Genomic DNA, 18,712 nt, shown 5'->3' on the forward strand with positions numbered 1-18,712 from the left:
CGCACGGGTTGAAGGACTGTGCGATTAAATTGGACAATTGCACGCATCTCACAGGAAGGAGGCGGCGGATGGACCAGATCGAATCCATGCGCATCTATGTACGGGTGGCCGAGCTGGGCGGCTTCACCGCCGCGGCCGATGACCTTGGCCTGCTCAAGACTTCGGTTTCGAATGCCATCCGCCAACTGGAGGCCAAGGTGGGCACGCGCCTGCTGCACCGCACGACGCGCAAGGTGCGCATGACGCAGGACGGCCAGACCTACTACGAGCGCTGCAAGGATCTGCTGGCCGACCTCGACGAGCTGCACGCTTTGGTGGGCGCCAGCGGCCCAGCCGACGTGCGCGGGCGCCTGCGGGTAGACCTGCCGCTGGCGGCGGCGCGCGAAATCGTCATCCCCAAGCTGCCCGACTTCCTGCAGCGTCACCCCGGTGTGGAGATCGAACTGAGCAGCACCGACCGCCGCGTGGACATTGTGCGTGAGGGCTTCGACTGCGTGCTGCGTGTGGGCGCCATCGGCGAGCAAAACGTGGTGGCCGTGCCGCTGGGCGAGCTGCGCCAGATCAATTGCGCCAGCCGCGATTACCTGGCCCGCTACGGCGTGCCGCAAACGCCCGATGACCTTGCCGAGCATCGCCTGATTGAATACGCACAGTCGCTGGGCAGCCGCGCGACCGGCTTCGAATACGTGCCGGCGCCGGAGGCGGCCCCGGTGTTCGTGCCGGTGCCCAGTGTGGTCACGGTGAATAACTCCGACGCTTATCACCAGGCGTGCCGGGCCGGACTGGGCATCGTGCAATTGCCCGACTACGGCGTGCGCCCGCTGCTGGCCGACGGCACGCTGGTGGAGATACTGCCCGAGCATCGGCCACCGCCCTTGCCGGTGACCTTGATCTATGCCCACCGCCGCCACCTGCCGCTGCGCGTGCGCGCCTTCATCGACTGGCTGCGCCCGGTGCTGGCCGAAGGCCTGGAGATGCGCGCGGCCTGAAACGGCGTGTGCCCGCGCGTTGGCCGTTAGAATCAAACGCAAGGGGCCGGCGCTGCTGTACCGGCCCGCAGCTGAACAGGAATCTGCCCATGTTGATCAACTGCATTGCCTACCAGAGCGGTCGCAAGCTGGCCGATGTGCCGGTGGCGGAAATCGGCACCTATCTGAAAATGCCGGGCGTCTTCGTGTGGGTGGCGCTGAAAGATGCCACGCCGGAAGAAATGGCCACCATGAAGGCCACCTTCAACCTGCACGAGCTGGCGGTGGAAGATGCCAACCACGGTGACCAGCGCCCGAAGCTGGAGGAGTACGGCGACGAGATCTTCGTGGTGATGCACCTCATCGAGGAGCACAACCACGACCTTGACGTGGGCGAGCTGCACATCTTCACCGGCGCCAACTACATCCTGTCGGTGCGCAACCGCAGCCAGCATGATCTGCTGGGCGTGCGGGCCCGCTGCGAGCGCGAGCCGAAGATGCTGGCGAAAGGGCCGGGCTACGTGCTGTACGCGCTGATGGACGCGGTGGTGGACCGCTATTTTCCGGTCATCGACAAGCTCGAGGCCGAGCTGGAAACGCTCGAAGAGCACATCTTCACCAAGGGCGCGGCGCGCTCGAACATCCGCCGCCTGTACCGTCTGAAGCGCAAGATCACCACGCTCAAGCACGCGGTCACGCCGGTAATGGAGGCGGCCGGCAAGATGCACGGCGGCCGCGTGCCGGCGCCGTGCGTGGGCACGCAGCACTATTTCCGCGATGTGTATGACCACCTGACGCGCTTGAATGCCTCGCTCGACAGCGTGCGCGAGATGATCGCCACTGCCATCCAGGTGAATCTGTCGATGGTCACCATCGACCAGACCGAAGTCAGCAAGCGGCTGGCGGCGTGGGCAGCCATCTTTGCGGTGGCCACCTCGTTCGCCGGCATCTGGGGCATGAACTTCAAGTACATGCCCGAGCTGGAGTGGCGCTACGGCTACCTCTTCGGGCTGGGCATCATCGTGGCGTCCACGTCCGTGCTGTATTGGCGCTTCAAGAAGGCGCGCTGGTTGTAGCGGGGCGCCTCACTGCGCCCACGGCGCGGGCTGCGTGCGGCGGAAGCTGTAGAAGAGATTCGGCTCCGACATCACGTACAGCGTGCCGTCCGGCCCCACGGCGAGGCCCTCGGCCTGCGGCACGCGACGCGAGAGGCCGTGATGGCCTTTCCACAGCGGCATGATGCTCACCGGGTTGCCGTTGGGGTCGTACTCGATCACCAGCGCTGATTCGTCGCTCAGCAGCAGCAGGTTGCCGGTGGCTTCGTGGAAGGTGAGCGACGACAGGTCGGTGACGAACAGCCCGCTGGCATTGGCCGGGCGCCATTCGTCGATCTGCAGGTTGAAGGCCGAGCCGTCGAGGATCTCGGGCAGGCCGGAGATGGCCAGCACGCGCATCGGCGCCTTCTCCTGACTGACGAACAGGCGATTGCCGACCGAATCCCACGACACGCCCTCGAAGCCGAGGTTGTTGCGCGAGTCGAACGACAGGCCCAGGCGTGGCGCGCTGGCCACGTCGATGACGGTGTCTTCGGGCTGGATCTCGATGCGGTACACGCGCTGGTCGCGTTCGTCGGTGATGGCAAACACGTTGTCGCGCACATGCGTGATGCCCTCGGGGTCGCGCACGCCCTTCAGCTCGATACGGCGCAGCAGGCGGCCTTCGGTGTCGATCTCGAAGATGCCCATGGGGTGCTTGTTGGTGACCGAGAACAGTGTGCCGGTGTGGTTGCTGAAGGTCAGGCCGGATGCGTTCTCCTCAACGCCATCGACCACGCGCCCGTCGATGAGCACCTCGTAGTGCGGCAGCCACACGCCGGCAGTCGACCACTCGTCGGCGTTGGACTGCATCTTCACCCAGTACCACGCAAGCGCCGGCAGCTTGTAATGCCAGGCGGCCACCAGCGAGCCGGCCACGATCACCACGGCCATCAGGCCGCCAAGTTTCTTCCAGGTCTTGCGTTGCATCCCGTGTGCTTCTCCGCTGAGTCATGTGCTGTTGCTTGGTCAGGCGGCATGTTGGGACAGCATTCATCAAGCAAAGATCAGGCGCGACTCATGATTTTGTCAGGGGCATGCCCTGCAGGCCGTTGCGGCGGCTTTCGTGGCGATGCCTGAATTCCGCTGCGGATGGCGCCAACAGGCTTCACGCGGCATGGCGCGTGGGCGTGGAAGATGTCGTTCAATTGTTCCCCAACTGGTTGCGCTCACGCTGATGCACCCCACCTCCGCACACTCCGACCGCCTTGCCGTGATGGCCGCACTGGCCGGCCTGGCCGCGCTGATCGTGCTGACGGGCATCGGGCGCTTCGCTTTTACGCCGCTGCTGCCGCTGATGCAGGCGGAGACCGGGCTGAGCATGGCCGACGGTGGCTGGCTGGCGGGGTCGAACTACCTGGGTTATTTCGTCGGCGCACTGGCTACCATGCGTTCGCGCTCGACGCCGGCCAGCATGCTGCGTGTGGGGCTGATTGGCGTGGTGCTGTCGACGGCGGCCATGGCGCCGGTGTCTTCATATGCGGTGTGGATGGTGATGCGTTTCATCGCCGGCATGGCCGGTGCGTGGGCGATGGTGGGCGCCGCGTCACTGTGTCTGGGGCGCTTGCGCGAGGCCGGGCGGCCGCGGCTGGGCGGCGTGATGTTCGCCGGCGTGGGTGTGGGCATCACGCTTACCGGGCTAGCCTGTCAGACCGTGGTGTATGCCGGCGGCAATGCCGCCACCGGCTGGTGGGTGTTGTCGGCGCTGGCCGCGTTGATCGGCGTGCCGGCGGCGCTGGGCTTGTCGCGCAACGGCTTCGTGCCGCGCGAGCAGGCGGTGCAGGTCAGCGCCCAGCCGGTGGACGTGGCTGACGAGCGTCGGCTGGTGTGGAGCTACACCGCGCTGGGTTTCGGCTACATCTTGCCGGCCACCTTCTTGCCGGCGCAGGCGCGCCTGCTGGTGGATGACCCCGCCATTTTCGGTTGGGTGTGGCCGGTGTTCGGCGTGGCGGCTGCAGCGTCGATGTGGCTTGCCGCCGGGCGCCGCAGTGGCGGGGCCTCGCGGCGCGTGCGCTGGGCGATTGCGCAGGCGGTGATGGCCGTGGGCCTGGTGTTGCCGGTGCTGCAGCCTTCGCTCGGCATGCTGGCCGTGTCGGCGCTGTGTGTGGGCGGCACCTTCATGGTGGTGACCATGCTCGCGTTGCAGGAAGGTGCGGCGGTGGGCGGCGCGCGTGCGCAGCCACTGATTGCCGCGATGACGGCTGCCACTGCTGCCGGGCAAGTGCTCGGGCCGCTGGCCGGCGCTGCATCCGAGGCGCTGGGTTGGGGCATGGAGCCGGCGTTGCTGGTGGCCGCGCTGAGCCTTGCCGTGGGGGCCGTGTTGCCCGTGATGGGCCGGAGTCGTCCGGCCGGACAAAAGGAGAAGAACGGATGACGCAACCCGTGCCGCAGGGCTTCGGCCCGAACATCGACGAACGCCTGCCGCTGCCGCCGATGGAAGCCTTGAATGCCGCCCAGCGTGCGGCGGCCGAAGCGCTGATTGCCGGCCCGCGCAAGGGCGTGAAGGGGCCGTTCATTCCGCTGCTGCGCAGCCCGAAGCTGCTCGACGGGCTGGCCGCCACCGGCGCCACGCTGCGTTTTGATTCGGTGCTGCCGCGCCGCGTCACCGAGTTCGTCACGCTGGTGGTGGCACGCCACACCACCAACCAGTTCGAGTGGTCCATCCACCATGCGCTGGCGCAGGACGCGGGCACGGCGCGTGAGGCGCTGGACGATCTGGCGCAGGGCCGCAGGCCGCGCGCCGTGTCCGACGATGAAGATGCGGCGTGGCAGTTCACTCGAGAAGTGCTTGAGCACCACGGCGTGAGCGACGCCACCTACGCCGATGCATGCCACCGTTGGGGCGAGCAGGGCGTAGTCGAACTGAGCGCGTTGATCGGCTATTTCACCTGCGTGTGCTGGGTGATGAACGTGGCGCGCACGCCTGCGCCGCAGGCACCCGAAGGTGGGCCGTTGCTTCCGTTGGCAGGCTGACTTCCCACGTAACAACGGCGCCGTGGTGCGCCGCTGTTACGTCTCCGCATGGCCAAAAGTCTTGTAGATAATGCCGATCGGCACGTATGCTCGGTTGCATTTTTTACAGCGCACTACGGTCATGCTGCACTATCTCGCGAGTTTGCGCGTTCGTCTCGCCGCGTTTTTCGGCGCCCTGGTGTTGCTGCTGGCATTGGGTGTGAGCTTCCATGTGGAGCATCTGGCATCCGATCAAATCACCCGCACCAGCGGGGATCGCCTCGACACCGTGGCGCGCGGCATGGCCCGCACGTTGTCCGGCAACCTTAACGAGCGCGTGCGTGAAATCGAGCTGCTGAGCCGCTCTCCGTCGATCCGCTACGGCGACTGGACTTCCGCCAACACGCAGCAGCGCTTCAACGAAATCTCCGACAGCTTCTCGCCGTATGCCTGGCTCGGCCTGACCGACAGCAAGGGCACGGTGATCGTGGCGGCCAACAAACTGCTCGAAGGTGCCGACGTTTCCGCGCGTCCGTGGTTTCTCGGCGGGAGCGAGCGCACCTTCATCGGTGACGTGCACGAGGCGGTTCTGCTGGCACGCATTCTGGGTTCGCCGGACGAAGAAGATCCCCTGCGTTTCGTCGATTTCGCTGCGCCAGTCTATGACGCCGAGGGCGCGCTGCGCGGCGTGGTGGCCTCGCACCTTTACTGGGACTGGGTGCAGGCCGTGGTCGAACGTGGCCTGCCCGAGGCAGATGCCAAGTCGGGGGTAGAGGTGTTCATCTTCGACGGCGTGGGCAATCTCCTGCATCCGATGCAGAAGATCGGAGAGGTCGAACTGCCGCCTGAGCTCAGCACCGGGCGCGCAGACCGAGTACTGGAGTGGTCTGACAGCGCACGCTGGCTGACGGCCCGCGCGTTCGTCGAATCACCTACGAATGACGATATTGCCTGGCAGGTGGTGTTGCGACAGCCCATCGACATCGCCTTGGCGCCGGTGATCGACTTGCGGCGTACCTTGCAACTCACGGCCTTGCCGGTGGCGCTGGTGTGCATGCTGCTGGCCTACCTGCTGGCGGTGGGCTTCAGTCGCCCCGTGGAGGCTCTGGTGGCAACAGCCAGACGCATCGCCGGGGGCGACGAGTCGGCCGATTTTCCCAAGCGCAGCAACATCCTTGAGCTGCGCAGGCTGGGTGCGGCATTGCAGACCATGTTGGCCACGCTGCTGCAGCGCAAGCACGAGCTTGAAGCCTCCAACATGCAACTCGAACAGAAGGTCGAAGAGCGCACGGCAGAACTGCAGGCGGCCAATCGCAAGTTGGAGGCGCTTTCATCCACTGATGCACTGACCGGGCTCGCCAACCGCCGTCGCTTCGATGAAGTGCTGGCGCAGGAGTGGGCGCGCGCGCAGCGCGGCGGTACGCCGCTGGCGGTGCTGCTGATCGACCTCGATCACTTCAAGCAATACAACGATCACCTGGGCCACCCGGCGGGCGACGGTTGCCTGCGCGGCATGGGCAGTCTGTTGCAGCAACAGGTGCGACGCGCCGGTGAACTGGCTGCGCGCTACGGCGGGGAGGAGTTCGTGGTGGTGCTGTCGGATGCCACGCTGGAGCATGCGCTGACGCTGGCGGAGTCCATTCGCGCGGCGCTCGAAAGCGAGGCCTGGCCGCACCCCACTGCGGCATCCGGGCAGGTGTCGGCGAGCATCGGCGTGGCCAGTTGCGTGCCTTCTTCCGACCTCACGCCCGCAGGCCTGCTGGAGGCAGCAGACCAGGCGCTCTATCGCGCCAAGGCGGCAGGGCGCAATCGCGTGGAAAGCTGAGGCGGATTCTCTACGGCGCCTCTTCGGGGTTGGCGTCACGTTTGGCGCGCTGTGCCAGCGTTTCGGCGTACAGGCCGCGAATGCGCACGGCAAAGGCTTCGATGGAGTATTCGGCGGCGAAGGCTTGGGCGTTGGCCGACAGCTCTTCCCGCAGGGCATCGTCGGTGAGCAGTTTGGCCACGCGCTGGCTCCAGCGTGCGTGATCTTCCGGCGTCTTGAAGCCGTTGTGGCCGTCGCGCACGACGTCATCAATGCCGCTGGAGCGCACTGCCACCACCGGCATGCCGGCCGCCATGGCTTCCAGAATGACCATGCCTTGGGTCTCGGATTTCGACGCGAACACGAAGAGGTCGCCCAGTGCATACCACTTGGGCATGTCTTCGGGCGGCACCGAGCCCACCAGCGTGAAGCAGTCGCGCAGGCCCAGTTGCTTGATGCGCGCCTGCAGGCGGCGGCGTTCATGACCGTCGCCGATCATCAGCACGCGGAAGGGCTGCTTGCACTCTTTGCGCAGCCGGTCGACCGCGTCGATGAGGAAGTCGATGTTCTTCTCGTCCGACAGGCGCGACACGCTGATCAGCACGCGCTCGTCGCCCAGACCGAGTTCCTTGCGCAGGCGGGCCACCTCTTTAGGGTCGGCGTCGCGCAGAAGCTCGTACTCGATGCCGGTGGGCTGCACCAGCGTGGGCGTGGTGACGCCGATGATGCGCAGGTATTCCTCGGTCGAGTAGGTTGGCACCACGATGCCATCACAACGGTTGGCAAAGCGCCGGATCAGCGCATGCGAGATCAGGTTGCGGAACAGCGCGCCGGGCAGCGGCACGAAGTGCGCGTAGTGCTCGAGCCGCGTGTGATAGGTGTAGATCACCGGAATCTTCAGACGGCGCGCCACGAACACCCCCAGCGAGCCGAGCCAGAAGGGGTGATGCACGTGAATGATGTCGGGCGCGAAGTCGCGCACGCGACGCCGGATGAAGGGCAGGAAAGGGTTGGCGAGGCGGAATTCGCGCTTCTCGCCCATCGTCAGCAGCGAGGGCACGCGCAGCACGTCGGCCTCGCGGTGAGGCTGCTTGCGGTAGCGCGGCGCAACCACCATGACGGCGTCGCCCAGGGCGCTCAGCCCGGTTTTCAGGCGTGCGATGGAGATCGGCACGCCGCCGATGAAGGGCAGGTAGTTGTTGGTGAACATCGCCACCCGCAAGGGGCGTGACAGCCAAGGCGTGGCGTCGACGTCGTAGTCGGGGTAGTAATTGCGCCCGACGAAGATCACGTGGTGCAGCTTGAGGGCCACCACGGCAAAGGCTGCAACGATCAGGAAGAAATTGACGAAGCCCACGTAGAACAGCGAATACACGAAGAACCACAGGCTCTCGAGCTGCTTGAGCACCGGGTGCTGCCCGACTTCGAGGCGCTCGACGCTATGCGTGAGCGAGCCGTCTTCGTGGGTGTCCACGCGCACGAAGTGGTAGAAGCTCTCGTCGTCGTTGAGCACCAGCCCGCCGGCACCGCCGGTGGTGATGAACAGCGTGTCGCCGCGGCGCTGCTCGTCGTACAGCGCAAGGTTGGCCGAGAACACCATGTCTACGCGGTGGCGTTCGAAGGCCGCGAGCAGGGCGTCACGGAAGTCATCCTCCAGGTAGTCGCTGCTGCTGGCGAGCAGCGGCTCGTCGGCTGGGCGCAGCGGCGGCTTGCCGACGAAGGCAATGCGTGCGCTGCTGGTGTCGTTGGCGAGCAGGTCGTCGAGCCAGCGCATCTGCCAGCGCCACGGCGTCTTGCCGGTGCCGTCGAGGAAGATCAGCCGCGTGTCACCGAAGCGCAGCGAATAGAAGTGCGGGCCGAAGTGCTCGTAGAAGCGGAAGCTGCCGAAGTTGCTGAACTCGTGTTCGCCGAAGGTCAGCAGCCACGGTATGGACAGGTGCCCCAGCGTGCCTTCGAGCGCGCGGTATTTGTCTTCGCTGCCGTCGCCCACGGCATTGCCGGCCGACACCATGAAGTCCACGCCGGAGCCGTTGAGCATGGGTATGAAGCGTCGTTCGAAAATGCCCACCGAGTTCTCGATGTTGCCGACCACGGCAAAGCTGAACGCCTTGCGCCCGTCCAGCCGCTCACGGATGTCTTCGACTTCCTGTGTGTGCAGGGCCGCGAGATTGGGCAGCACGAAGTTGAGGTACGCCTTGTAGCCGAGCATCAGGGCGATGATCAAGAGGCAGGCGTAGTACGTCAGCCGACGTTGCAGCAGGCGGCTCATGGTTTCTCTGTGGCGCTGTGCGCAAGGTGGCGGCCGAGCAGCACGAGGCCGATCAGCATGCCGAGGTGAATGGTCAGGAAGCGCCAGGACAGGGTGACCAGCACCAGCTCACTTGGCCCCAGCACGCTCGAAAAAAAGCCGCCGAAAACGCCTTCTGAAATGCCCGCAGCACCCGGCGTGGGGGCGAAGTACATGACGAAGGTCGTGACCAGCGCCAGCCCGGCGGTGGTGAGCCATGGCACGTCGTGTCCGAAGGCGTTCACCAGCAGTGCCGGAAAGCTGAACAGGCAGGCCAGGAACAGCAGCGAGCTGCCTATCGTGAGTGCGATCAGGTGCAGCGGCGCGGAGATGAATTCGCCGAAGCTGGCGGCGAAGCGGCGCATCTCACGCCGCAGCGCGCGCTGCAGCCGCCAGTGACGCCGCGTGCCCAGCAGGCCGGCACGGCGCACGCCGCCGAGCGCACGGCCGAGCGGCGTGATCAGCCAGCGTGTGCGCAACACCACTACCGCGAAGAACAGCACGTAGGCCGTGACCAGCACCGCAAGGATCGGCGCGATGCGCGCCAGCAGCGCTTGCCCGTCGCTGGGCGCGCCGAAGGTCAGGAACAGCGGCGTGGCGATGAAGATGGTGAGCGTGGCCAGCACGGTGCGCAGCGTGGTGGCAGCGGTGGCGTGACCTACCGGCACGCCGTGCTCACGCAGGAACCACACCTGCGCAAAGCCGCCGCCGGTGGCCATCGGCGTGACGTTGGAGAAAAAGATGTTCATGAACACCAGGCGCGCCATTGCCAGCGGCGGAATGCTGTGGCCGAGGGCTCGCAGCGCGTAATGCAGGCGCAGACCGTCGGCCAGAAAATACACGGCCAGCAGCGCGGCCGCGGCGGCCAGTACGTGCGGGGCGAGCAGCCGGTGGTCGAAGCGTACTTCGCGCCCGGCGAACTGGTCGAACACCGCCCAGGCGCCCAAGGCCGTGAACACGACGAACAGAAGCCCGAACAGCACGAGACGGCGTCGTGAGGACGTGGCGGGCGAAGAGGGGGCGGGTGTCGGCATCGCGCACATCATACCGGCGTCGGCGCTGCGCGCATTCGGGTTAGAGTGCGCAACACCCTGCCATTGCATTGCCAGAGAGGAATTCCATGAGTCAGTTGTTCACTCCGCTGCGCCTGGATGGTCTGCAGCTTGCCAACCGCATCGTTGTCGCGCCGATGTGCCAGTACTCCGCCGAAGACGGCTGCGCCAGCGATTGGCACTTGATGCACCTCGGCCAGCTGGCCATGTCGGGCGCCGGGCTGTTGATTCTGGAGGCCACGGCGGTACTGCCCGAAGGGCGCATTTCGCCCGATGACCTGGGGTTGTATTCCGACGCCAACGAGGCTGCTCTGGCGCGCGTGCTGGGCGCGGTGCGCAAGTACGCAGACCTGCCCATCTGCGTCCAGTTGGCCCACGCCGGGCGCAAGGCGTCGAGTGCGGCGCCGTGGCAGGGCGGCGCACTGGTGCCGCCCGCGCAAGGCGGCTGGCGGCCGCGCGCACCGTCGCCGCTGGCACATGGCAAGGACGAGCCGCCGCCCGAGGCCATCGACGCCGCCGGGCTGGTGGCGATACGCGAGGCGTTCGTGACCGCTGCGCAGCGCGCCGCTCGTCTGGGGCTCGACGCCATCGAGCTGCATGGTGCGCACGGCTATCTGCTGCACCAGTTCCTGTCGCCCATCTCGAACCGCCGCAGCGATGCCTATGGCGGCTCGCTGGAAAACCGCATGCGCTTTCCGCTTGAGGTGTTCGACGCGGTGCGCGCGGTGTTCCCGGTGGGCAAGCCGGTGGGCATGCGCATCTCCGCCACCGACTGGGTGGAGGGCGGCTGGGACGTGACGCAGAGTCTGGAATTCGCCGCTGCGCTCGAAGCGCGTGGCTGCGCTTTCATTCACGTGTCGAGCGGCGGTTTGTCGCCCGAGCAGAAGATCCCGCTCGGGCCGGGTTATCAGGTGCCGTTCGCCAAGCAGATGCGCAGCCGCGTGAAGATGCCGGTGATTGCGGTGGGGCTGCTGACCGAGCCGGAGCAGGCCGAGGCCATCCTCACCAACGGCGAGGCCGATCTGGTGGCGCTGGCGCGCGGCATGCTGTGGAATCCGCGCTGGCCGTGGCATGCGGCTGCGAAGCTGGGCGGCACGGTGAAGGCTCCTCCGCAGTATTGGCGCTGCGAGCCGCGCGAGTTCAAGGGCGTATTCGGCGACACCACCACCGGGCAACGCTGAGAGGCTGCGGCGGGCGCATTGATGGTGTCTGCGTACTTTGCGCTGTTCTTCGCCGCCTTTGGCGCGGCCACGCTGCTGCCGATGCAGTCGGAGGCCGTGCTGGTCGGCCTGCTGGTGCTGGGCGATTACCCGGCGGCGTGGCTGGTGGCGGTGGCCACGCTCGGCAATGTGCTCGGCTCGTTGGTGAATTGGCTGCTGGGGCGCTACATCGAGCGCTGGCGAGGCCGCCGCTGGTTTCCGGTAAGCGACGCGGCGTTGTCGCGTGCGCAAAAGGGTTATCACCGCTATGGCCGTTGGTCGCTGCTGCTGAGCTGGGTGCCGATCATCGGAGACCCGCTCACCGTGGTGGCGGGCGTGATGCGCGAGCCGCTGTGGAGCTTCCTGCTCATCGTCACCGCGGCAAAGCTGGGACGTTACGTGGTGCTGGCGGCGGCGACGCTCGGCATCATCGGTTGAGCGCCGCCGCGTTCAGCGAGTGACGCTCAGCCACGCAGGCTTGCGGCGATCTGTTTGAGATCGACGGTGCGGGCCTTTTCGGCAATCTGCCCGGCGTATTGGCTTTGCAGCGTGCGTCCCTGACCCACCCAGTCCGAGAATTCTGCCTTCAACGCCGCCGTGTCGAGCTTTCGGCCGCCGCCGTAATAGCTCATCGCTACCTTGCCGATGGCGTAGGTGGTGGCGAACGAGAAGGCCGCGCCGGTTGCGGTGCTGCCCACGGCGCGACCCATGCCGCCCATGACCTTGCCGAGCAATCCGCCGACCAGTTTGCGGCCGATCTGCTCGACGTACTGGCCGGTCATGCCGACACCGGCCGCCGCCAGAAAGTCGGTGATGTGACCGCGATCGAGCTCGTAGCCGTACTGCTTGCCGATGCGATACACCAGACGCAGCTGCAACGGGATGATGGCCATCGAGGCCATTGACTGCGGCAGCAGTTCGAGTGCGCCGTTGAGGATCGATGCATTGAGGATGCTGCGGTCGAGTTCGGTTCGGTCGGGGGGCGTGGTTGCTGCCGTACCTGCGTTACTGCCGGCCGCGATGACCTCGGCCGGCAGGGGGCCGGTGACCGGGCCTTCGGTGACGTCTTCGGCCTGATGAACGGTGGCTTCGGCCTGATCGTGCTCGAGTGCCAGTGCGGTTTCCAGGCGGTGCAGGAACGCGGTTTCGGCTGCATCGTGACGCCCGTCCGCTTCGACCACGCCGACTGCCATTTCGAAGGCGAGCTGACGCAGCTCTCGCGAATCGAGCGCAGCCGCGGCGGTGTCGAGCTTGGCTCGGCCCAGCAATACGTCCTGATACAGCGCCATGAAATCGAGTTCGGCCGGCTCGCCAAGCGACTCGGCCACGCGGCGTACGTGTTCGCGTTCGGTGTTGTCCTTGCGGCCGTCGGCAAAGGCAGCCATGAGGCAGATGGTCATGATGGCGCGGGTGTGTTCGGGGTTCATCGGCACTCCTCCTAGTCTTCGAATGGCTACAGCCTACCCCGGTGAACATCAGGAATATGTTTGCCTGTGCAACGGGGTGAGCGGCGCGCGCAAGGGCGCGCATTCGTGACTTGAGGCGGTGTTAGGTGGGGTCGAAAGCCGGTGTTGACGTGCCGCCCACTGTTCTGTCGATACTTCAGGTACCGGATCAAGCGATATTTTGTGTTCTTATCAAAGCCGTGCTTTGCCTTTAACATGCACCCGACACAATTCCACGCACTGGCTTTTGCGAGTACGCTGCAGAGTTGTCGCATGCGGCACTGTCCGTGATGCGGTCCCCCGGAATGCGCAGCGCCACGCCGCGCGCTCCGGCAAGGTCAGGGTGGTGTTCGCCGCCCCGGTGAGCTGTCTGGCACACCGTGGGCAGATTCGGCGGCGCTGTGGCTTGCCGGATCCGGTATTGAACTGAACGTTTATGGAGATAGACATGGCTAAAGTTGGATTCATTGGTCTCGGCATCATGGGCGCCCCGATGGCGGGTCACCTGCAGGCAGGTGGTCATCAGCTGTTCGTGCACGACGTCAAGGCTCCGCCGGCTGAGCTGACGAACGGCGGCGCAACCGTTTGCGCCACCGGCGCCGAAGTGGCCAAGAACGCCGACATCATCATCACCATGGTGCCGGATACCCCCCATGTCGAAGCCGTGCTGTTCGGCGATAACGGCGTTGCCGCTGGCCTCTCGAAAGGCAAGATCGTGGTCGACATGAGCTCGATCTCCCCGATCGCCACCAAGGATTTCGCCAAGCGAATCGTCGAGCTGGGCTGCGACTACCTCGACGCTCCGGTTTCGGGCGGTGAAGTCGGTGCCAAGGCTGCCAGCCTGACCATCATGGTCGGCGCTTCGTCCGAGGCCGCCTTCGACAAGGTCAAGCCGCTGTTCGAGCAGATGGGCAAGAACATCACCCTCGTCGGTGGTAGCGGTGACGGCCAGACCACCAAGGTCGCCAACCAGATCATCGTTGCGCTGAACATCCAGGCCGTCGCCGAAGCGCTGCTGTTCGCCTCCAAGGCCGGTGCCGACCCCGCGAAAGTGCGTCAGGCCCTGATGGGTGGCTTCGCCAACTCGCGCATCCTCGAAGTGCATGGCGAGCGCATGGTGAAGCGCACCTTCAACCCGGGCTTCCGCATCGAACTGCACCAGAAAGACCTGAACCTGGCCCTGCAAGGCGCCAAGTCGATGGGCGTGTCGCTGCCGAACACCGCCATGGCTCAAGAGCTGATGAACACCTGCGCCGCCAACGGCCTGTCGGCGTCCGATCACTCTGCACTGTGCCGTGCCATCGAGATCATGTCGAACCACCAAATCGCCCAAGGCTGATTGGTGACCTCGGGGCGGGCAGCATCTGCCGCCCGCCCCGACGGCCGCATTCGGTGAATGCGGCCGTTTGCATTACGGGGCCCGATACGCGCGGGTTCCGAGTCGCTCCGGCAGCTTGCGGGGCGCTGAAGCAGGGGGTAGTGGAGGGTCAAAGGCATCGCGTGCCGCGACCAGGGTTTCATCCGGTGGCGCAAGCCCGACGCAACGGCTACATCCATCTGTCACACGACGGGGATATGTTGCGCACGGCAGCGCGGCTGGATTCAGTAATACACAACAACGTTTCAACAGGACAATAAAATGCGACGCGAACGTAATGCCCGAATCATCGCCACGCTGGGCCCGGCGAGCTCGAGCCCGGAAACCATTCTGGCGCTGTTCGAAGCTGGGGCGGATGTCTTCCGTTTCAACTTCAGCCACGGCACCCATGAAGATCACAAGACGCGCTACGACGTAGTGCGCGAGATCGAGCGCAAGGTCGGCCGTCCGATCGGCATCCTCGCCGACCTGCAGGGCCCCAAGCTGCGCATCGGCACCTTCGCCGCTGGTCGCATCGTGCTGCAGGCCGGTGCCGAATTCACCCTTGACCGTGACACCACCCCCGGCGATGAAACCCGCGTGTGCCTGCCGCACCCGGAGCTGTTCGAAGCCGTGGAAGCCGGTCAGTCGCTGCTGTTGGACGACGGCAAGCTGCGTCTGCAGGTGCTCGACAGCAACGGCACGCAGATCCGTACCCGCATCGTCACCGGTGGCCCGCTGTCCGACCGCAAGGGCGTGAACGTGCCCGACGCCGTGCTGCCGATTCCGGTACTGACCGAGAAGGATCGCCGCGACCTCGATTTCGCGCTGTCGCTCGGCGTGGAATTCGTGGCCCTGTCCTTCGTGCAGCGTCCGGAAGATCTGCACGAAGCACGCGAGATCATCAACGGCCGTGCGCTGCTGATGACCAAGCTCGAGAAGCCGCAGGCGCTGGATCATCTCGATGAAATCGTGCGTCTGTCGGACTCCGTGATGGTTGCCCGTGGTGACCTGGGTGTCGAACTGCCGCCGGAGCAGGTGCCGAGCGCTTCCAAGCGCATCCTGCGTTCGTGCCGCGAACACGGCAAGCCGAGCATCGTCGCCACGCAGATGCTGGAGTCGATGATCTCCGCTCCGACTCCGACGCGTGCCGAAGCCTCCGACGTTGCCGGTGCGGTGTACGACGGTGCCGACTCGGTGATGCTGTCTGCCGAATCCGCCAGCGGCGCCTTCCCGGTGCAGGCTGTCGCCATGATGGACCGCATCATTCGTCAGGTCGAAGGCGATCCGCTGTATCGCACGCTGGTCGATGCCCAGCACCTCGAACCGCAAGTGACCGCTGCTGACGCCATCTGCTCGGCGCTGCGCAGCGTCACCAAGATCGTCGGTGCCAAAGCCATCGTGACCTACACCACCTCGGGCGCAACGGCCATGCGTGCTGCTCGTGAGCGTCCGACCGCGCCGATCCTGGGTATGACCCCCAGCCTCGATACGGCTCGCCGTCTCGCCTTCGTGTGGGGCGTGCATGCCAAGGTGGTGGAAGACATCGATTCCGTCACCCAGATGGTCGGCATCGCCAACGACGTTGCGAAGAACGAAAGCTTCGCCAAAGTCGGCGATACCATCACCATCGCAGCCGGCATGCCGTTCGGTATCTCGGGCAGCACCAACCTGCTGCGCATCGCCACCATCGACTGATCGATGGCAGGCTGAAACGACAAAGGGGCCGCAAGGCCCCTTTGTCATTCAAGTCGGGTTTTTGTCGCGCCCGCTGCGCGGGGTGCTGCTCTTCGAAGGGTGCTCAGATCTTGCCCTGATGCTTCAGCCGGCTCAGCGTCTCGGAGGAGATGTTGAGGTAGGAGGCGAGCTCTTTCTTGGGGATGCGGTCGAACAATTCGGGCTGCTTGCGCAGGAAGCGATGCACGCGTCCCGGCGCGTCCAGCAAGTGCAGCGTGATGGTGTGCGCCATGATTTCGCTCATCAGGCGCATGACCTCGTATTCGAAGTGCTGCTTGAGGTGCGGGATGTTCTCGATCAGGCCGACCCATTGCTGCATCGGCAATTTGGCGACGCGAGCCTTCGTGACAGAGACTATGCTGTACGGAGTGGGCGTTTTGAGACGCCAGGCGGCGTAGCTGGTTTCCATGCTGCGCTCTTCGGTGAAGCGCAGGATCATGCGTTTGCCCTGCTGGTTGGTGACAACCCGCTTGAGCACTCCGTCGAGCACGAAATACTGTTCCATCTCGTGCACGCCTTGGTGCAGAAGGAAGTCGCCCTTCTGGCAGTCCACTACGGTGAGGTGTGGTTCGAGCAGCGCCACGTCAGCGTCGCTCAGTTCGCGCAGGACGCTGTTCTGGCGGAGCTGGACGCGGATGATGTTCTTTTCCGGGTGCTTATCGACTGACGACATAAATGAAGCGCGGCCTGTACCCGTGGCTGATACGACGAACGGCGTATTCTCCCGTTAAAGTTGACCGGGGTCAATGATGGCCGAACAGCCCCCTCGCTATGATTCGCCCGCTCGATAGGTCAGGGGTTTCAACAACCTATCGTCGGAGGTAGCTGGCATCTGGCGCCACTTTTCCGGCAGGCGGTTTTCCGCCCCAAGCCGCTGAATGGCCGCCCGGCAATCCAAGGGCTCGGGGAATCCGAACCGCCGTTGCCAGCCGCATTGCTCAACCTTATTAGACGTTTCAACGAGAGAGCATTCACATGAATACGACTACCGACACTCAATCCGAGGGTTTCCACATGCAATCCCAGGAACTGACCGACGGCTTTAACCTGCTGATCGACGCCCTGAAAGCCAACGACCTGAACACCATCTACGGTCTGGTCGGCATTCCCGTTACCGATCTGGCCCGTCTGGCCCAGTCCCGCGGCATGAAGTTCATCGGCTTCCGTCACGAAGCCAACGCAGTGAACGCCGCTGCCATCGCCGGTTACATGACCCAGAAGCCGGGTGTTGCCCTGACCGTTTCCGCTCCGGGCTTCCTGAACGGCCTCGTCGCGCTGGCCAACGCCACCGTGAACTGCTTCCCGATGATCATGATCTCGGGTTCCTCCGAGCGTGAAATCGTCGACCTCCAGCAGGGCGACTACGAAGAGCTGGACCAGCTCAACGCTGCCAAGCCGTACGTGAAGGCCGCTTACCGTATCAACCACGCTGAAGACATCGGCATCGCCGTTGCCCGCTCGATCCGCGCTGCCGTTTCCGGCCGCCCGGGCGGTGTGTACCTCGACGTTCCGGCTCAGCTGCTGGGTCAGACCATCGACGCCGTGCGTGGCGCCGAGTCCATCGTCAAAGTCGTTGATGCAGCCCCGGCTCACCTGCCGTCGCCGGCCGCCATCGACCGCGCCCTGGAAGTGCTGAAGTCCGCCAAGAAGCCGATCATCATGCTGGGTAAAGGCGCTGCTTACGCTCGCGCTGAAGGCCAGATCAAAGAGTTCGTCGAGAAGACCGGCATCCCCTACCTCGCCATGTCGATGGCCAAAGGCATCCTGCCGGACAATCATCCGCAGTCCGCCATGGCCGCTCGTTCGCTGGCCCTGAAAGAAGCCGACACCGTGCTGCTGATCGGTGCTCGTCTGAACTGGCTGCTGGCCCACGGTAAGGGCGGCACCTGGGGTGGCGTGCCGGGCCGTGAATTCCCGGCCAAGAAGTTCATCCAGATCGACATTTCCGCCATGGAAATGGACAGCAACGTGCCCATCGATGCTCCGATCGTCGGCGACATCGTCAGCTCGATGGAGCTGCTCAACGCCAAGATCGACTCCAAGTTCCCGAAAGCACCTTCGGACTGGGTCAACCTGCTGATGAGCAAGCGTGAGCAGAACGTTGCCAAGATGGCCACGATGCTGACCAAAGAAACCAACCCGATGAACTTCCACAACGCGCTGGGCACCATCGGCGCTGCGATCAAGGGTCGTGACATCCATCTGGTCAACGAAGGCGCCAACGCCCTCGACTACGCTCGTGCCATCATCGACATGGAAAAACCGCGTCGTCGTTTCGACACCGGCACCTGGGGTGTGATGGGCGTCGGCATGGGCTACGCCATCGGCGCGGCTGTCGAGTCCGGCGGTCAGGTTGTTGCCATCGAAGGTGACTCGGCGTTCGGCTTCAGCGGCATGGAACTCGAGACCATCTGCCGTTACAACCTGCCGGTCTGCACCATCATCATGAACAACAGCGGTGTGTACCGTGGTTGCGACCCCAACCTCAACCCCGACAACGCCAACGACGTGCCGGTGACCTCGTTCGTCAAGAACGCTCGTTACGACATGCTGATCGAGGCGTTCGGCGGCAAGGGTTACAACGTGACCACCGTTGGCGAACTGAAGGCTGCCCTGGAAGAGGCTCTGGCTTCCGGCAAGCCGACGGTCATCAACGCCATCATCGACGAAACTGCAGGTACCGAGTCCGGTCGTCTGACCAGCCTCAACCCGCAGAGTGGTGTCAAGAAGTAATCATCGCGCTGCGCGGTGAAGTCCGCGCGGCATGATGATTCTGCGAATTCGGGCGGTTCGGGGTAACCCGGCCGCCCGGTTTGC

At 65.0% G+C, this 18,712-nt stretch carries 15 protein-coding genes; 10 read left to right on the forward strand and 5 right to left on the reverse strand.

What is annotated here, in order from left to right:
• Nucleotides 1-68 precede the first annotated feature (68 nt).
• A complete protein-coding gene (locus tag AC6H0W_RS04875; RefSeq protein WP_497576006.1) occupies nucleotides 69-989 on the forward strand; it encodes a LysR family transcriptional regulator in 921 nt (306 codons plus the stop codon).
• Between the two features lie 89 nt (nucleotides 990-1,078).
• On the forward strand, nucleotides 1,079-2,044 hold the full coding sequence (gene corA / locus AC6H0W_RS04880; protein ID WP_497576007.1) for a magnesium/cobalt transporter CorA: 966 nt from the start codon (nucleotides 1,079-1,081) through the stop codon (nucleotides 2,042-2,044).
• A gap of 9 nt (nucleotides 2,045-2,053) precedes the next feature.
• On the opposite strand, the gene AC6H0W_RS04885 is transcribed toward corA, so the two are convergent.
• Entirely contained in the window at nucleotides 2,054-2,992 is a 939-nt protein-coding gene (locus tag AC6H0W_RS04885; RefSeq protein WP_497576008.1) for an SdiA-regulated domain-containing protein, read from the reverse strand.
• A 247-nt stretch (nucleotides 2,993-3,239) separates the two neighbouring features.
• Here AC6H0W_RS04885 and AC6H0W_RS04890 point away from each other — a divergent pair, with 247 nt between their 5' ends.
• The 3 genes from AC6H0W_RS04890 to AC6H0W_RS04900 all read left to right on the forward strand — a co-directional run bounded on the left by AC6H0W_RS04890 (nucleotide 3,240) and on the right by AC6H0W_RS04900 (nucleotide 6,839).
• Nucleotides 3,240-4,436 carry a YbfB/YjiJ family MFS transporter gene (locus AC6H0W_RS04890; protein ID WP_497576009.1) on the forward strand — a complete coding sequence of 399 codons (1,197 nt, stop codon included), beginning with the start codon at nucleotides 3,240-3,242 and terminating at the stop codon, nucleotides 4,434-4,436.
• Nucleotides 4,433-5,035: a carboxymuconolactone decarboxylase family protein gene (locus tag AC6H0W_RS04895; RefSeq protein ID WP_497576010.1), complete on the forward strand. Its 603-nt coding sequence runs from the start codon at nucleotides 4,433-4,435 to the stop codon at nucleotides 5,033-5,035. Before AC6H0W_RS04890 ends, AC6H0W_RS04895 begins: the two co-directional genes overlap by 4 nt.
• A 121-nt stretch (nucleotides 5,036-5,156) precedes the next feature.
• Nucleotides 5,157-6,839, forward strand: coding sequence for a sensor domain-containing diguanylate cyclase (locus AC6H0W_RS04900; RefSeq protein WP_497576011.1), 1,683 nt, complete (start codon nucleotides 5,157-5,159; stop codon nucleotides 6,837-6,839).
• A gap of 10 nt (nucleotides 6,840-6,849) precedes the next feature.
• Here the strand turns inward: AC6H0W_RS04900 and AC6H0W_RS04905 are convergent, their stop codons facing one another.
• Nucleotides 6,850-9,087, reverse strand: a complete 2,238-nt coding sequence (locus tag AC6H0W_RS04905) for a glycosyltransferase (RefSeq protein WP_497576012.1) — start codon at nucleotides 9,085-9,087, stop codon at nucleotides 6,850-6,852.
• The gene (locus AC6H0W_RS04910; protein ID WP_497576013.1) at nucleotides 9,084-10,139 is read right to left on the reverse strand and encodes a lysylphosphatidylglycerol synthase transmembrane domain-containing protein; all 1,056 of its coding nucleotides are present in this window, start codon (nucleotides 10,137-10,139) and stop codon (nucleotides 9,084-9,086) included. The genes AC6H0W_RS04905 and AC6H0W_RS04910 overlap by 4 nt, the downstream gene beginning before the upstream one ends.
• A gap of 86 nt (nucleotides 10,140-10,225) precedes the next feature.
• Between AC6H0W_RS04910 and AC6H0W_RS04915 the strand changes: the two genes are divergently transcribed.
• Both AC6H0W_RS04915 and AC6H0W_RS04920 read left to right on the forward strand, forming a co-directional pair.
• Complete coding sequence (locus tag AC6H0W_RS04915) at nucleotides 10,226-11,338, forward strand: NADH:flavin oxidoreductase/NADH oxidase (RefSeq protein ID WP_497576014.1); 1,113 nt, start codon at nucleotides 10,226-10,228, stop codon at nucleotides 11,336-11,338.
• Nucleotides 11,339-11,359: 21 nt separating this feature from the next.
• Complete coding sequence (locus AC6H0W_RS04920) at nucleotides 11,360-11,794, forward strand: YqaA family protein (protein WP_497576015.1); 435 nt, start codon at nucleotides 11,360-11,362, stop codon at nucleotides 11,792-11,794.
• A 26-nt stretch (nucleotides 11,795-11,820) separates the two neighbouring features.
• Here AC6H0W_RS04920 and AC6H0W_RS04925 read toward each other — a convergent pair whose 3' ends face one another.
• Entirely contained in the window at nucleotides 11,821-12,783 is a 963-nt protein-coding gene (locus AC6H0W_RS04925) for a YcjF family protein (RefSeq protein WP_497576016.1), read from the reverse strand.
• Nucleotides 12,784-13,249: 466 nt separating this feature from the next.
• Between AC6H0W_RS04925 and AC6H0W_RS04930 the strand changes: the two genes are divergently transcribed.
• The gene (locus tag AC6H0W_RS04930) at nucleotides 13,250-14,140 is read left to right on the forward strand and encodes a 2-hydroxy-3-oxopropionate reductase (protein WP_497576017.1); all 891 of its coding nucleotides are present in this window, start codon (nucleotides 13,250-13,252) and stop codon (nucleotides 14,138-14,140) included.
• 300 nt (nucleotides 14,141-14,440) lie between these two features.
• Nucleotides 14,441-15,856, forward strand: coding sequence for a pyruvate kinase (gene pyk, locus AC6H0W_RS04935; RefSeq protein WP_497576018.1), 1,416 nt, complete (start codon nucleotides 14,441-14,443; stop codon nucleotides 15,854-15,856).
• Between the two features lie 103 nt (nucleotides 15,857-15,959).
• Here pyk and AC6H0W_RS04940 read toward each other — a convergent pair whose 3' ends face one another.
• Entirely contained in the window at nucleotides 15,960-16,568 is a 609-nt protein-coding gene (locus AC6H0W_RS04940; protein ID WP_497576019.1) for a Crp/Fnr family transcriptional regulator, read from the reverse strand.
• A gap of 302 nt (nucleotides 16,569-16,870) precedes the next feature.
• Here AC6H0W_RS04940 and oxc point away from each other — a divergent pair, with 302 nt between their 5' ends.
• Nucleotides 16,871-18,628: an oxalyl-CoA decarboxylase gene (gene oxc / locus AC6H0W_RS04945; protein WP_497576020.1), complete on the forward strand. Its 1,758-nt coding sequence runs from the start codon at nucleotides 16,871-16,873 to the stop codon at nucleotides 18,626-18,628.
• Nucleotides 18,629-18,712 lie beyond the last annotated feature (84 nt).

The organism is Pseudazoarcus sp. NS20 (assembly GCF_059703745.1).

Excerpts from the sequence above, each read along its gene's own strand:
- corA (WP_497576007.1), top strand. The coding sequence starts at position 1,079 with ATGTTGATCAACTGCATTGCCTACCAGAGCGGTCGCAAGCTGGCCGAT.
- AC6H0W_RS04900 (WP_497576011.1), top strand. The coding sequence starts at position 5,157 with ATGCTGCACTATCTCGCGAGTTTGCGCGTTCGTCTCGCCGCGTTTTTC.
- AC6H0W_RS04940 (WP_497576019.1), bottom strand. The coding sequence starts at position 16,568 with ATGTCGTCAGTCGATAAGCACCCGGAAAAGAACATCATCCGCGTCCAG.
- AC6H0W_RS04905 (WP_497576012.1), bottom strand. The coding sequence starts at position 9,087 with ATGAGCCGCCTGCTGCAACGTCGGCTGACGTACTACGCCTGCCTCTTG.
- AC6H0W_RS04910 (WP_497576013.1), bottom strand. The coding sequence starts at position 10,139 with ATGCCGACACCCGCCCCCTCTTCGCCCGCCACGTCCTCACGACGCCGT.
- AC6H0W_RS04930 (WP_497576017.1), top strand. The coding sequence starts at position 13,250 with ATGGCTAAAGTTGGATTCATTGGTCTCGGCATCATGGGCGCCCCGATG.
- AC6H0W_RS04920 (WP_497576015.1), top strand. The coding sequence starts at position 11,360 with ATGGTGTCTGCGTACTTTGCGCTGTTCTTCGCCGCCTTTGGCGCGGCC.
- pyk (WP_497576018.1), top strand. The coding sequence starts at position 14,441 with ATGCGACGCGAACGTAATGCCCGAATCATCGCCACGCTGGGCCCGGCG.
- AC6H0W_RS04885 (WP_497576008.1), bottom strand. The coding sequence starts at position 2,992 with ATGCAACGCAAGACCTGGAAGAAACTTGGCGGCCTGATGGCCGTGGTG.
- AC6H0W_RS04915 (WP_497576014.1), top strand. The coding sequence starts at position 10,226 with ATGAGTCAGTTGTTCACTCCGCTGCGCCTGGATGGTCTGCAGCTTGCC.
- AC6H0W_RS04890 (WP_497576009.1), top strand. The coding sequence starts at position 3,240 with ATGCACCCCACCTCCGCACACTCCGACCGCCTTGCCGTGATGGCCGCA.
- oxc (WP_497576020.1), top strand. The coding sequence starts at position 16,871 with ATGAATACGACTACCGACACTCAATCCGAGGGTTTCCACATGCAATCC.
- AC6H0W_RS04895 (WP_497576010.1), top strand. The coding sequence starts at position 4,433 with ATGACGCAACCCGTGCCGCAGGGCTTCGGCCCGAACATCGACGAACGC.
- AC6H0W_RS04925 (WP_497576016.1), bottom strand. The coding sequence starts at position 12,783 with ATGAACCCCGAACACACCCGCGCCATCATGACCATCTGCCTCATGGCT.
- AC6H0W_RS04875 (WP_497576006.1), top strand. The coding sequence starts at position 69 with ATGGACCAGATCGAATCCATGCGCATCTATGTACGGGTGGCCGAGCTG.